This window comes from Micromonospora sp. NPDC005257 (assembly GCF_042872445.1).
Lineage (GTDB): Bacteria > Actinomycetota > Actinomycetes > Mycobacteriales > Micromonosporaceae > Micromonospora.
In genome coordinates this window covers 24,681-38,425 of the sequence record NZ_JBIAKL010000013.1, presented here as the reverse complement: position 1 = coordinate 38,425, position 13,745 = coordinate 24,681, and the positions used below count along the sequence as shown (strand labels likewise).

General features: G+C 73.2%; 9 protein-coding genes. 2 read left to right on the top strand and 7 right to left on the bottom strand.

Annotated elements, in window-relative coordinates:
- Positions 1–57 precede the first annotated feature (57 nt).
- From treZ to glgX, 3 genes are read right to left on the bottom strand one after another with little or no spacing between them, the layout of a single operon-like run.
- Entirely contained in the window at positions 58–1,791 is a 1,734-nt protein-coding gene (gene treZ / locus ACFYO8_RS24765; RefSeq protein WP_355096357.1) for a malto-oligosyltrehalose trehalohydrolase, read from the bottom strand.
- Positions 1,788–4,088, bottom strand: a complete 2,301-nt coding sequence (treY, locus tag ACFYO8_RS24760) for a malto-oligosyltrehalose synthase (protein ID WP_387257600.1) — start codon at positions 4,086–4,088, stop codon at positions 1,788–1,790. The genes treZ and treY overlap by 4 nt, the downstream gene beginning before the upstream one ends.
- Before the next feature lie 3 nt (positions 4,089–4,091).
- Positions 4,092–6,212 carry a glycogen debranching protein GlgX gene (glgX, locus tag ACFYO8_RS24755; RefSeq protein WP_355096599.1) on the bottom strand — a complete coding sequence of 707 codons (2,121 nt, stop codon included), beginning with the start codon at positions 6,210–6,212 and terminating at the stop codon, positions 4,092–4,094.
- Positions 6,213–6,527: 315 nt separating this feature from the next.
- Here glgX and ACFYO8_RS24750 point away from each other — a divergent pair, with 315 nt between their 5' ends.
- Entirely contained in the window at positions 6,528–7,925 is a 1,398-nt protein-coding gene (locus ACFYO8_RS24750) for a glycosyltransferase family 4 protein (RefSeq protein ID WP_354871795.1), read from the top strand.
- Between the two features lie 116 nt (positions 7,926–8,041).
- Here ACFYO8_RS24750 and ACFYO8_RS24745 read toward each other — a convergent pair whose 3' ends face one another.
- From ACFYO8_RS24745 to ACFYO8_RS24730, 4 genes are all read right to left on the bottom strand, one after another.
- Positions 8,042–9,325, bottom strand: a complete 1,284-nt coding sequence (locus ACFYO8_RS24745) for a citrate synthase (RefSeq protein WP_354871793.1) — start codon at positions 9,323–9,325, stop codon at positions 8,042–8,044.
- A 176-nt stretch (positions 9,326–9,501) separates the two neighbouring features.
- Complete coding sequence (locus tag ACFYO8_RS24740) at positions 9,502–11,532, bottom strand: sulfatase-like hydrolase/transferase (RefSeq protein ID WP_354872110.1); 2,031 nt, start codon at positions 11,530–11,532, stop codon at positions 9,502–9,504.
- A gap of 7 nt (positions 11,533–11,539) precedes the next feature.
- Positions 11,540–12,955, bottom strand: a complete 1,416-nt coding sequence (locus ACFYO8_RS24735) for a methyltransferase domain-containing protein (protein ID WP_354871790.1) — start codon at positions 12,953–12,955, stop codon at positions 11,540–11,542.
- Positions 12,952–13,110, bottom strand: coding sequence for a hypothetical protein (locus ACFYO8_RS24730; protein ID WP_354871788.1), 159 nt, complete (start codon positions 13,108–13,110; stop codon positions 12,952–12,954). The genes ACFYO8_RS24735 and ACFYO8_RS24730 overlap by 4 nt, the downstream gene beginning before the upstream one ends.
- 180 nt (positions 13,111–13,290) lie before the next feature.
- Here ACFYO8_RS24730 and ACFYO8_RS24725 point away from each other — a divergent pair, with 180 nt between their 5' ends.
- Positions 13,291–13,692: a VOC family protein gene (locus ACFYO8_RS24725; RefSeq protein WP_354871786.1), complete on the top strand. Its 402-nt coding sequence runs from the start codon at positions 13,291–13,293 to the stop codon at positions 13,690–13,692.
- The last annotated feature ends 53 nt before the right edge of the window (positions 13,693–13,745 follow it).

Sequence of the window (13,745 nt, the reverse complement as noted above, 5' to 3'; positions counted from 1 at the left end):
CCACCTGTCCAAGATCGACGCACGCAGGGGCGCAGGCCGGGGCAACCGCGCGGGCCGTCAGAGCGCCGCGACGGCGGCCGACTCCGGGGGCAGCTCGATGCCGTCGCGCATGACGGTGACGCCCTCGGAGGTGGTGAGCAGCACGCGGCGTACCACACCGGGCAGGCTGATCCGCTGCGCCCGGCCGGCCAGGTTCGCCACCACGAGCGTGTCGCCGCGCCGCATCACCAGGAACCGGTCGCCGTGCCGGATGTCGACCCGGTCCAGCCGGGGGTCGGACAGGTCGGCCCGGGAGCGGCGCAGCGCGATCAGCCGCCGGTAGAGGTCGTACGTCTCGCGATGTTCGGGTTTGTCCAGCTCGGCCCAGTCCAGCCGGGACCGCAGGAACGTCTGCGGGTCCTGCGGGTCGGGCACGTCGTCGGTGGCCCAGCCGTGGTCGGCGAACTCCCGCCGACGGCCGGTCGCCACCGCCACGGCCAGTTCCGGCTCGGGATGGCTGGTGAAGAACTGCCACGGCGTGGTGGCCGCCCACTCCTCCCCCATGAACAGCATCGGCGTGAACGGCGCGGTCATCAGCAGCGTCGCGCCCACCCGCAGCAGGCCGGGTGACAGGGTGGCGGAGATCCGGTCGCCGGTGGCCCGGTTGCCGATCTGGTCGTGGTTCTGCAGGTACGCCACGAAGCGGTGGCCGGGCGTGCGCTGCCTGTCGACCGGGCGGCCGTGGCTGCGGCCCCGGAAGCTGGACCAGGTGCCGGCGTGGAAGAACCCGCCGGTCAGCACGTCGGTGAGGCACTCCAGGGAGCCGAAGTCGCCGTAGTAGCCCTGCCGCTCGCCGGTGAGCAGCGTGTGCAGCGCGTGGTGGGCGTCGTCGTTCCACTGGGCGTGCAGGCCGTATCCGCCCGCCTCGCGGGGCGTGATCAGGCGCGGGTCGTTGAGGTCGCTCTCGGCGATCAGCGACAGCGGCCGCCCGAGGTGCGTCGACAGCGCCTCCACCTCGGCGGCGACCTCCTCCAGCCAGTGCACGGCCCGGCCGTCCGGCATGGCGTGCACGGCGTCCAGCCGGAGCCCGTCGACGTGGTAGTCGCGCAGCCAGCCCAGCACGCTGTCGGCGATGTAGCGGCGCACCCCGTCGGAGTGCGGGCCGTCCAGGTTGACGGTGCGGCCCCAGGTGTTGCTCTGCTCGGTGAGGTACGGCGCGAATCGCGGCGCGTAGGCCCCGGAGGGCCCGAAATGGTTGTAGACGACGTCGAGGATCACCCCCAGCCCTTTGGCGTGGGCGGCGTCGACGAACCGTTTCAGGCCGTCCGGGCCGCCGTACGGCTCGTGCGGGGCGTACCAGCAGACGCCGTCGTAGCCCCAGTTGTACTCGCCGTTGAACGCGTTCACCGGCAGCAGCTCGACCAGGTCGACGCCGAGGTCGACCAGGTGGTCGAGCTTCGCGATCGCCCCGTCGAAGGTGCCCTCCGGGGTGAACGTGCCGACGTGCAGCTCGTACAGCACGCTGCCGGGTAGTTGCCGGCCGGTCCAGGCGGCGTCGGTCCAGGCGAACGCGGCGTGGTCGTAGAGCCGGCTGGGCCCGTGCACCCCGGCCGGCTGCCAGGCCGAGCGAGGGTCGGGCAGGGCCTGGTCGTCGTCGTCGAGCAGGAACGCGTAGTCGGTGCCGGGCCCGGCGTCGGGCACCTCGACCCGCCACCAGCCGTCCGGCCCCTGACGCATCGCGTGGTCGGCGACGCCGGGCAGGCGCAGCCGCACCTGCGCGGCCTCGGGCGCCCACACCGTGAACTCGGTCATGCGGCGGCCTCCACAGAGTCGGTGGGTGCGAGGAGGGCGACGGGATAGGTGCTCAGCAGATCATCCAGGAGCAGCTCAGTACCACTGTAGACCCGCCCGGTGAACAAGTCGGTGCAGTCGTGAACGGGAAGTGGCACGGTCGTGTCCCGCCAGCCGCCGGAGCGGGCCAGCCGCAGCGGCAGCCGGGTCGCCACCGCGACCGCGCCACCCCGGTCGAAGGCCACCGCGTGCGCGGCGGCCGGGCCCCGCGCCGGCACCGGCCGGTAGCCGCCGAACAGGTCCGGGCGGTCACGGCGCAGCCGCAGCGTCCGGGACACCACGAGCAGCTTGGCCGCGCCGTCGTCGGCCACCGCGGGCCGCCATCCGGCGTCGAGCCGGGCCAGCACGTCCCGGCGTACGGCGAAGTCGACCGGCCGCCGGTTGTCCGGGTCGACGAGCGAGTTCTCCCACAGCTCGGTGCCCTGGTAGACGTCCGGCACACCGGGCATGGCGAGCTGCACCAGCTTCTGCCCGAGCGCGTTCGACCAGCCGGGCGGGGTGATCTCGGCGGCGAACGCGGTGATCTGCGCGTGCAGCTCCGGGTCGTCGTACATCCGGTCGACGAGGGCGTGCAGCTCGTGCTCGAAGACCGGGTCCGGGTCGGCCCAGCTCGTGGTGACCGACGCCTCCCGGGCGGCCTTCTCGGCGTACCCGTGCAGCCGGTCCCGATCGATCGGCCACGCCCCGACGGCGGTCTGCCAGAGCAGGTGGGCCAGCGCCGGGTCGGCCAGCGGCGCCCGGGACATCCAGTCGGCGACCCGCTCGGCCCAGCGGCCGGGCAGCTCGGACAGCACCGCGAGGCGGGCGCGGACGTCCTCGCCGCGTTTGGTGTCGTGGGTGGAGAGCGCGGTCATGCTCGCCGGCCAGCGCACGTGCCGGGCGGCGGCGAAGCGGTGCAGCTCGGCCGGGGGCACGCCGAAGTGGGCCGGGCTGCCGCCGACCTCGTTGAGGGCGACGAACCGGCTCCACCGGTAGTACGCCGTGTCCTCCACGCCCTTCGCCATCACCGCTCCGGTGAGCTGCGGGAACCGGGCGGCCAGCTCATGGCCGGGGTCGCGCAGCCGGGCGGTGACCGCGTCCAGCACGCCGGTCAGGTCGGGGCGGCGGCGGCCGGCCTCGCTGCGGGCGGCGGCCAGGTGCCGGGCCCCCTCGGGCGGATAGCCGCGGTAGACCGGGAAGCACGCGGCCAGCTCGGCCAGGGCGGCGCGGACCTGCTCACCGGGCAGTTCGGGCACGAGCGCGGCCAGCCGGGTCAACTCGGCGGCGAGCAGCCGGGTGGCGGCCTCCAGTTTGGTGGCGTGCGTCAGGTCCGGCCAGGAGGTGTGCCGCCCGGTGAGCCGCCCGTCCAGCGCGGTGAAGTCCGCCTCGGCGTCCGGGTCGACGAACAGCCCGGACACGGCGGCCAGCGCGTCGTAGCCGGTGGTGCCGTCGACCGGCCAGTCCGGCAGGTCCTCGCCGTACTCCAGGATCTTCTCCACCACCAGCCAGCTCTCGGGCGCGGCGGCGCGCAGCCGGGCCAGGTAGCCGGCCGGGTCGCGCAGCCCGTCCGGGTGGTCGACGCGGATGCCGTCGACCTCGCCCGCGCCGGCCCAGCGCAGGATCTCCGCGTGGGTGGCGTCGAACACCTCCGGGTCCTCCACCCGCAGGCCGGCCAGGTCGGACACGGCGAAGAACCGGCGGTACGTCAGTTCGGCGTCGCCGCGCCGCCAGTTCACCAGCTCGTAGTGCTGCCGGTCGTGCACCTGGCGGGGGGTGCCCTCGCCGGTGCCGTCGGCGAGCGGGAAGCGGTGCTCGTGGTAGCGCAGCTCCCCGTCGACGAGCTTCAGGTCGTCGAGCGCGTCGGCGGTGTCGGCGAGCACCGGCAGCAGCAGCCGGCCGCGGTCCCAGTCGATGTCGAACCAGCGCGCGTACGCCGAGTCGCGTCCCCGCCGCAGCACGTCCCACCAGGCCGGGTTGGCCTCGGGGCGGACCACCCCGGCGTGGTTGGGCACGATGTCCACGACCAGGCCGAGCCCGGCCGCGCGCAGCGCCCGGACCAGGCGCGCCCGGGCGGCCTCGCCGCCGAGCTGCGGGTTGACCGCGCGGTGGTCGACCACGTCGTAGCCGTGCGTGGAGCCGGGGGTGGCGGTGAGCAGCGGCGCAGTGTAGAGGTGGGTGACGCCGAGCGCGGCGAGGTAGCCCGTCAGCTCGGCGGTGGTGTCCAGGTCGAAGCCGGGCCGCACCTGGACCCGGTAGGTCGAGCGAGGGGTGTCGGGCATCGGTCAGGCCGTCCTCTCCAGGACCAGCAGCGAGCGGTCCGGCACGCAGACGGTGCCGCCCGCCTCGAGGAGCGTCGTCTTCTCCGGATCCGGTTCCGCGGTGCTGATCACCATCTCCCACCGGTTGCCGAACTCCTCGCCGGGCAGCGTGAAGTCCAGCGGCGCGTCGTGCGCGTTGAACAGCAGCAGGAACGAGTCGTCCCGGTGACGCTGGCCGTACTGGCCGCGCTCGCCGATGCCGTCGCCGTTGACGAACAGGGCCACCGAGCGGCCGAAGTCGTTGCCCCAGTCCTCGCCGGTCATCTCCCGGCCGTCCGGGGTGTACCAGGCCAGGTCGGGCAGCGCGGTGCCGGCGGCCCGGCCGCCCACCGGCAGACCGGTGAAGAACCGGCGGCGGCGGAACACCTGGTGGCGGTTGCGGAACTCGGTGAGCCGGCGGACGAAGTCCAGCAAATCGTCGTCGGCCCGGTCCCAGTCGACCCAGGCGAGCTCGCTGTCCTGGCAGTAGGCGTTGTTGTTGCCGCGCTGGGTGCGGCCCAGCTCGTCGCCGTGGCCGAGCATCGGCACGCCCTGGGACAGCATCAGCGTGGCCAGGAAGTTGCGCCGTTGCCGGGCCCGCAGCGCGCGTACGCCCGGGTTGTCGGTCTCCCCCTCGACGCCGCAGTTCCAGGACCGGTTGTGACTCTCCCCGTCCCGGTTGTCCTCGCCGTTCGCCTCGTTGTGCTTGTCGTTGTAGGAGACCAGGTCGGCCAGCGTGAACCCGTCGTGGCAGGTGACGAAGTTGATGCTGTGGAACGGCCGGCGGCCGTCGTCCTGGTAGAGGTCGGCCGAGCCGGAGATGCGGGAGGCGAACTCGGCGAGCGTGGCGGGCTCGCCGCGCCAGAAGTCGCGGACGGTGTCGCGGTACTTGCCGTTCCACTCGGTCCACTGCGGCGGGAAGTTGCCGACCTGGTAGCCGCCGGGGCCGACGTCCCACGGTTCGGCGATGAGCTTGACCCGGCCGACGACCGGGTCCTGCTGCACCACCTCGAAGAACGTGGACAGGCGGTCCACCTCGTAGAACTCGCGGGCCAGCGTGGCGGCCAGGTCGAACCGGAAGCCGTCGACGTGCATCTCGGTCACCCAGTAACGCAGCGAATCCATGATCAGTTGCAGCGAGTGCGGGCTGCGGACGTTGAGGCTGTTGCCGGTGCCGGTGTAGTCGACGAAGTAGCGCCGATCGGACTCGGAGAGCCGGTAGTAGCTGGGCGTGTCGATGCCCTTGAAACTCAGCGACGGCCCGAGGTGGTTGCCCTCGGCGGTGTGGTTGTAGACCACGTCGAGGATGACCTCGATGCCTGCCGCGTGCAGCGCCTTGACCATGCCCCGGAACTCCTGCACCTGCTGGCCGAGGCGGCCCAGCGCGGAGTAGCCGTGGTGCGGGGCGAAGAAGCCGATGGTGTTGTAGCCCCAGTAGTTGCGCAGCCCCAGGTCGGCCAGGCGGTGGTCGTGCACGAACTCGTGCACCGGCATCAGCTCCACCGCCGTCACGCCGAGCCGCTTGAAGTGCTCGATCATCACCGGGGAGGCGATCGCCGCGTACGTGCCGCGCAGTTCCTCCGGGATGCCCGGGTGGCGCATGGTCAGCCCGCGCACGTGCGCCTCGTAGATCACGGAGTGGTGGTACGGGGTGCGCGGCGGCCGGTCGTTGCCCCAGTCGAAGTACGGGTTCACCACCACCGACTTCGGCATGTACGGCGCCGAGTCCTCGGTGTTCATCCGGTCGGGGTCGCCGCCGACCTCGTAGTCGTAGACCGACGGGTGCCAGGTGATCTCCCCGTCGACCGCCTTCGCGTACGGGTCCAGCAGCAGCTTGTGCGGGTTGCAGCGCAGGCCTTCGGCCGGGTTCCACGGCCCGTGCACCCGGTAGCCGTAGCGCTGGCCGGGCTCGACACCGGGGATGTAGGCGTGCCAGACGTACGCGTCGACCTCACGCAGCTCGACCCGGCGCTCGGTGCCGATGTCCCACTCGTCGAACAGGCACAGCTCGATCCTCTCCGCCACCTCGGAGAAGATCGCGAAGTTGGTGCCCATCCCGTCGTACGTGGCGCCGAGGGGGTAGCTCTCGCCCGGCCAGACCTGCATGTCGCTCCTTCGGCCCATGATCGTGAGCGCACCGGACAGGGGGCCGCCGATGCGCACGCCGGTGATGCCCAGTCGTCGCCACGGCCAATCCATCCGTTCGGACCGTAGCCGAATCCACCCTCCTGAGAACGGAAAGACGTTCGGGTGTCATCCGTCACGATCACCCCTTTCGAGATGCGCGCCGGCCGCGGATGGACTTTCCTGGATCCGAACCTGCGCCCGCGCGGGCCCGCCCGGCCGTTCGGCCACCCCTCACCATCGCTCGACGCCGCCACCGAAGCCGGCGTGCCTCACCATGCATGGACGGAGATCCACGTGACCACTCTGCGGGTGGGCGCTCAGCCCGCCACCGCGGCGGACCGGCTCCACCGGCCCACCCTCACCTCCCGCCCGGCGCCCCCCTCGCCGACCGGATCCGCGCCCCGGACCCGGCGCATCCTGATGCTGTCGTGGGAGTACCCGCCGGTGCTCGTCGGTGGGCTCGGCCGCCACGTCCACGCGCTGTCGGTCGCCCTGGCCGCCGCCGGGCACGAGGTCACCGTCGTCACCCGCCACGCCGACGGCGCACCCCTCGAGGAGTACGCCGACGGCGTGCGCGTCGTCCGCGCCGCCGAGGACCCGGTCACCTTCCCCCTCGCCACCGGCTCGCTGCTGGCCTGGACGATGGCGTTCAACCACACCCTCACCAGGGCCGCCCTGCGGGCCACCGAGTCCGGCTCGTACGACGTGATCCACGCCCACGACTGGCTCGTCGCACACACCGCGATGACGCTGCGCGAGCACCTGGACGTGCCGCTGGTGACCACCATCCACGCCACCGAGGCGGGCCGGCACCAGGGCTGGCTGCCGGAGGAGATGAACCGCACCATCCACGGCGTCGAGCACTGGCTGGCCGGCGAGTCCGGCCGGGTGATCGTCTGCTCCGGCTACATGCGCGACGAGGTGGGCGCGCTGTTCGGGGTGGACGCCGCCCGGGTGGACGTGGTGCCCAACGGCGTCGAGCCGCACCGCTGGCGGGTGCCCGCCTCGGCGGTCGCCGCCGCGCGGGCCCGGTTCGCCGCCGACGGCCCGCTGGTGACGTTCGCCGGTCGGCTGGTGTACGAGAAGGGCGTGCAGCACCTGCTGGCCGGGCTGCCCCGGCTGCGCGACAGGCACCCGGGCCTGCGCGCGGTGATCGTCGGCGACGGGCCGTACAAGGCCGACCTGGAGGCCGAGGTGCACCGCCTCGGGCTGGGCGACACGGTCAGCATGCCCGGGTTCCTCGGCGGCACCGACCTGCCCGCGGTGATGGCCGCCTCGGACTGCTTCGCGGTGCCCAGCATCTACGAGCCGTTCGGCATGGTGGCGCTGGAGGGGGCCGCCGCGGGCGCGCCGCTCGCCGTCGCCCGTACCGGCGGGCTGGCCGAGATCGTCGAGCCGGGCGTCACCGGGATGACGTTCGCCCCGCACGACCCGGACGGGCTGGCCGAGGCGGTGCACACGCTGCTGTCCGACCGGGACCGGGCCCGCGCGCTCGCCCGGCGGGCCCGCGTCATGGTGCACGAGCAGTACGGCTGGGCGGGCATCGCATCCCGCACGGCCGCCGCGTACGCCGCCGCCATCGCCGGCGACCCGGCGTTCACCGCCGCCCGCGCCCAGCACCGCATGGCACACGGCCACACCGTGCCCGCCCTCCCCGAGGGCAACCTCCTCACCGCCGCCGGCCTGCGGTAGGGAATGGCCCCTTCATAACGCCCCGCACCCCGGTGCGCACGATCGACCCTCGTTGGCGGCGGGCGAACGGGAACGGCCGCCGGTTCCGTGCCGGCGGCCGTTCCCGAGGGACAGCGTCAGCGCTGGGCGGCGGGGACGTAGTCCCGCTCGGCGGCGCCGGTGTAGATCTGCCGCGGGCGGCCGATCTTCGTCTCCGGGTCGTTGATCATCTCGCGCCACTGCGCGATCCAGCCGGGCAGCCGGCCGAGCGCGAACAGCACCGTGAACATCTTCGTCGGGAAGCCCATGGCCTTGTAGATCAGGCCGGTGTAGAAGTCCACGTTCGGGTAGAGCCGCCGGGACACGAAGAAGTCGTCGGCGAGGGCGATCTCCTCGAGCTGCACCGCGAGGTCCAGCAGCGGGTCCGGCTTGGCCATCCGGCCGAGCACGTCCTGGGCGGCCTTCTTCACGATGGCGGCGCGCGGGTCGTAGTTCTTGTAGACCCGGTGCCCGAAGCCCATCAGCTTCACGCCGTCCTGCTTGTCCTTCACCTTCTGCACGAAGGAGCGGACGTCGCCGCCGTCGGCCTGGATCTTCTGGAGCATCTCCAGCACGGCCTGGTTGGCGCCGCCGTGCAGCGGGCCGAACAGCGCGTTCACGCCGGCCGAGACCGAGGCGAACAGGTTGGCGTTGCTGGAGCCGACCAGCCGCACCGTCGACGTGGAGCAGTTCTGCTCGTGGTCGGCGTGCAGGATGAACAGCATGTCCAGCACCCGGGCCACCACGGGGTCGACCTCGTACGGCTCGGCCGGCACGCCGAACGTCATGCGCAGGAAGTTCTCGACGTAGCCCAGCGAGTTGTCCGGGTACAGCAGCGGCTGCCCGATCGACTTCTTGTACGCGTACGAGGCGATGGTCGGGACCTTCGCCATCAGGCGCACCGTGGACATCTCCACGTGCTCGGAGTCGAACGGGTCCAGGCTGTCCTGGTAGAACGTCGAGATGGCGCTGACGGCCGAGGAGAGCACGGCCATCGGGTGCGCGTCACGGGGGAAGCCGTCGAAGAAGCGGCGCATCTCCTCGTGCAGCAGCGAGTGCCGCCGGATCCGCTCACTGAACTCGGTGAGCTGCGTCTGGGACGGCAGCTCACCGTAGATCAGCAGGTAGGAGACCTCCAGGAAGGAGGACTTCTCCGCCAGCTGGTCGATCGGGTAACCCCGGTACCGCAGGATGCCGGCGTCACCGTCGATGTAGGTGATCCCGGACGAGCAGGATGCGGTGTTCACGAAACCGGGGTCGTACGTGGTCATCCCGGTTTCCTTGAGCAGCTTGCTCACCCCGATCCCGGCGGGGCCCTCAACCGCGGACTGCACCGGCATCGACAGCTGCCCACCGGGGTGGTCGAGCTTGACTTCCGTCATCTGTTCCTCGCTTCGCCGGCAAGATCTTCGTTGAATTGCCTTCGCTTCTACCGTAATCACGGCGCGGAGAACACCGCTCGTCATGGTTTCAGGGTGAGGTGTGCGTCACCTGTTTCCCGGCCAGGCGGGGTGGAAACCGGATGGGAGCGCGACCACGGGCATGTTCGGGAGACCCGTCACGACAGCGTGAGCCGCCGAAGCGCCCCGTCGTCACCGACCCGGTAGAGGTCGAGCCGGTTGGTTCCGGCGGCGAACAGACGGTCGTCGGCGAGCAACGCGGCGAACCGCCGCCCACCGGCGTCCGGCGGCACCACCGGCACCACCGCGCCGACGGTGCCGTTGACCGCGACGGCCAGCCGGGCCCCGTCCGGCACGTCGTCCGGCACGGTGCCCCAGACCAGCGCCGGCAGCCCGCCACGGGCCGGGTCGACAGCGTCGAACGCCTCCCGGTTCGCCACCGTGGCGGACCCGCCCACCGGGATGTCCCCGACCCGGGTCCCGACGAGCGGGTCGGCGGGAACCGGCGCAATCGGGGCGGGCACCCCGCCGGCGATGGTGACCGGCTGGCCGGGGCGGTCGTAGAAGCGCTTGTCCGCCCGCTCGCGCGGGGCCGCCTTCGCCGACCGGCCGTCCATCCGCCACGGCACCCGCATGTGCGTCTCGTCGGCGATGGTGGGCAGCAGGTCGACGTGCTCCCAGTTGCGGTCGTCCACCCGCCCGGCGCGCTGGCCGGGCTCCTTGACGAACATCGGCACCCAGGCCACCTCGTTCGCCGCGTGGTCGATGGCGTCGATCCCCCGCCCCTGCCAGTCCCGGCGGAAGCTGACGCCGTGGTCGGCGGTGACCACCACCAGCGCCTTGTCGTAGAGGCCGGTGGCGCGCAGCGTCCGCAGTGTCTCGCCGATCAGCCGGTCGGTGTAGCCGAGCTGGGCCAGGTGCCGGGCGCGGGCCAGGTCGACCCAGCCGGCGCCGTCGTTGGGCAGGTCCTCCGGCGCCGCGTAGTGCGCCCCGGACGGCAGGTACGCCCACGGCGAGTGCGGCATCAGCAGATGCAGGAAGTGCAGCGTGGGCCGGGTGTCGGGGCGCAGCCCGGCCAGGAAGGAGGTGAACCGGGCCGGCTGGTTGTCGTCGAGCGTGTCCCAGCGGAACTTCGGGTCGTCCGGCACCGGCTCGGCGGCGTCCAGCCCGGCCTCGGCGGCGGTCCGCTCGCGGTAGGAGTCCTCCGGATCGATCCGGCTGTCCACCGGCGCGGCGATCCGCCCGAGCAGCCTGCCGCTCTCCCGGACCAGCGCTCCGAGCCCCTGCTCGGGGGTGGTGGCCTGCTCACAGCGGCTGGGCGGGCAGAGCCGGGTGATGCTCTCCTCGGCCTTGATCCGGTAGAGGCCGCCCAGCGCGGTGAACAGGTTGTCCGGGTACTGCGAGTAGTGCGGCGCCACCCCCCGCCCCGGGTAGCGCCCGGTGAGCATCGCGGGCAGCGCGTATGGTGTCCAGCCGCTGACGCCCGTCGCGTTGCGGTACCACGTCGACCCGCCGGCCAGCGCGGCGAAGTTCGGGTAGCGGGCGGCGTCGATCCGGCCGTCCGGGCCGAGCAGGGACACCAGCGGCAGCTCGTCCAGCACGATCATGACCACCGGCGGGTGCGCGCCCGCGCCGGCCACACCGGCGGCGCCGCCGTCGCCGCGGGGCAGCACCACCGCCGAGGCCGGCGAAGCGAACAGGAACAACCCGACGAACACCAGCGGACCGGTCGCGGCCACCCGCAGCACCCGCCGGGGCGCCCGCCACCGCCGGTGCGCGGCCGCCCCCGCGGCCCCGGCCACACCGGCGACGACCAGCAGGGGTACGCCCCGCAGCGGCGTCAGGTGCCGGCCGACCTGGACCGCCAGCGCGGCGAGCAGCAGCCCCACGAACGCGGTGTGCGCGGCGGCCCGGGTGACCCGTCCGGCGGGCACGGTGAGCGCGCCGAGCAGCGCGAACGGCATGGTCGGCACGAGCGCGACCAGGGCGACCAGCAGCAGCACGTCGGCCCGGGAGGCGCGGTGGAACAGGAAGAAATCGGGGCTGCGGCCGAGCACGTCGAGCAGCGGCTGGGTGACCACCAGCCCGACCAGGGCCGCCACCTCGGCCAGCCGCGCCGCCTCGGCCCGCCACCACGGCCGGCGCTCCCGCCGTTGCGGGACGGACGCCCGGTCCCGGGGTGGCGCCAGGGTGTCCTCAGTCACCCACCACCACCTGGTAGAGCGTGCGGGTGCCGGAGGGCAGCTCGGTCCGGGCGACCACCCGGCCCCGGCGGGCCAGCAGCGCCTCGAAGGCGTCGCGCCGGTAGTCGGGGAACAGCCCGTCGGGCCTGTTGGCCAGCAGCCGGCGGGCCATCGGGTCGTCCGGGTGGACGAACTCGACCACCAGGCTGCCGCCGGTGGCGGTGAGCGCGGTGAGCTGGTCCAGCACCTCGGGCAGCGGCACGTTGCGCCCGATCGCCAGGTGGTGCACGACGGCCAGGGCCAGGACGGTGTCCGCGCGGGCCCGCTCGGCGAACGCGGCCCGCTCGACGCCGCGCCAGCCGCCGCCGGGCGACGGGTCGGCCAGGTCCATCACCAGCGGCAGGATCCGTGTCTCGCCCTCGTCGCGCAGCGCACGGTAGAGCGTGTCGACCACGCCCGGGTCCTGCTCGACGGCGACGACGTGCGCGGCGTGCCGGGCGGCGATGCGGGCGTACCGGCCGTCGTTGGCGCCCAGGTCCAGCGCCGAACCGGGCCCGGTGGCGGCCACCGCCCGGTCGACGAACTCCTCCTTGGCCTGCCGGTCCGGCACCGAGTACGCGCAGGTGCGCTGGTAGTCCGACCAGTGGCTGTCGCCGGGCCGGTGGTCCAGCCGGCGGACGAGTTTCGCCAGTCCGCGTACCGTGGCCAGGGCCAGCTCGCGGGAGAACCCGGCGGCGCGCAACTGGGCGCGGACGTCGGTGGTGCTCGCGGTGGAGTTGCGGGCCTGCATGGCGCCGTGCAGGTGCACGTGGGTGGGCACGCCGGCCCGCCAGCGCCGGGCGCCGCCGAACAGCCGGCGCATCTGGTCCGGTTCGACGCCGTCGACGCGGGCGCGCAGGAACGGCTGGAAGTCCAGCCCCAGGTGGGCCTGGATCAGCAGCGGGTAGAGCAGCGTCTGGCAGAACTGCCGGTAGCCGGCCCAGGGTTCGCCGTCGCGCAGCGCCTCGAACGAGCCGACGTCGATGAAGACCGGCCGGGCGCCGCGCCACTGCACGTTGTACGCCGAGCCGTCCTTCGTGGTGAAGCCGGCCTCGAGGGCGGCCCGCAGCACGTCCAGGTGCAGCAACGCCGCGTCGCGCAGCATCGCGGCCGACCACTCGTAGGGGTGCGAGACGAACGGGATCCGCTCGTGCCGCAGCACGGCGGTCCAGGGCGCGTCGACCGGGGTCGGGGTCAGCTCCTCGGTGCCGACGATCTGCCCCCGGGCGGTGGCCCGCCGGAAGAAGTCGGTGACCGAGAGCGCCCGCCAGTCGCGGGTGGAGCGCTCGTCGAGCCCGCGCAGCACCTCCTCGCCCCGGTGGAACACCCGGTTGCCGGGGTCGCGGAAGGAGCCGGGGTCGACCCGGACGCCGGTGTCGGGGATCGTCACGCCGCCGGGCCCTGGTCGGTGGGCTGACGCCGGAACCGGGACGTCAGCCGGCGCCAGTAGAGCTTGGCGGCCACCGCCACCCCGGCCACCCCGCCGACCACCGCCTGCACGATGAGACTGCCGGATCCCGCGTCCAGGTAGGCCAGATGCGTCACGGCTGCTTTCCTTCCGTCGCCGGTCGTCAGTGCATGCCCGGTATGCGAGCTTTATTGCTCAAAGCCGGACTTGTCCCTCACGGTAACGGCTCGGCGACCGGGCGCGCGGCCACACCGGCCACTCGTCCCCCGTCCGATCCGTTCAAGACGGGCCGGCCCGGCACGCCTACCGTGGCCGGCATGACACCGCAGTTCGATCTGATCGGGGCCGTGGTCACCGACATGGCCCGCACGCTCGACTTCTACCGGCGGCTCGGCCTGCCGATCCCGGCCGGCGCCGAGACGGAAGGGCACGTCGAGGTCACCCTGCCGAACGGCGTACGGCTGGCCTGGGACACGGTCGAGGTGATCCGCAGCTTCCATCCCGAGTTCGACCCGTCCGGCGGCAACAACCGGATGAGCCTGGCCTTCCGGTGCGCCGACCCGGCCGAGGTGGACCGCTGGTACGCCGAGCTGACCGGCGCCGGGCATCACGGTGAGCTGCCGCCGTGGGACGCGTTCTGGGGCCAGCGGTACGCGGTCCTGCACGACCCGGACGGCAACGGCGTGGACCTGTTCGCCCCGCTGCCCGCAGCGGAGTAACGCCGGCCGGCGTGCCCGCGGGCGGGTCCGGGCCGGTCACCCGGCCTGCCGGC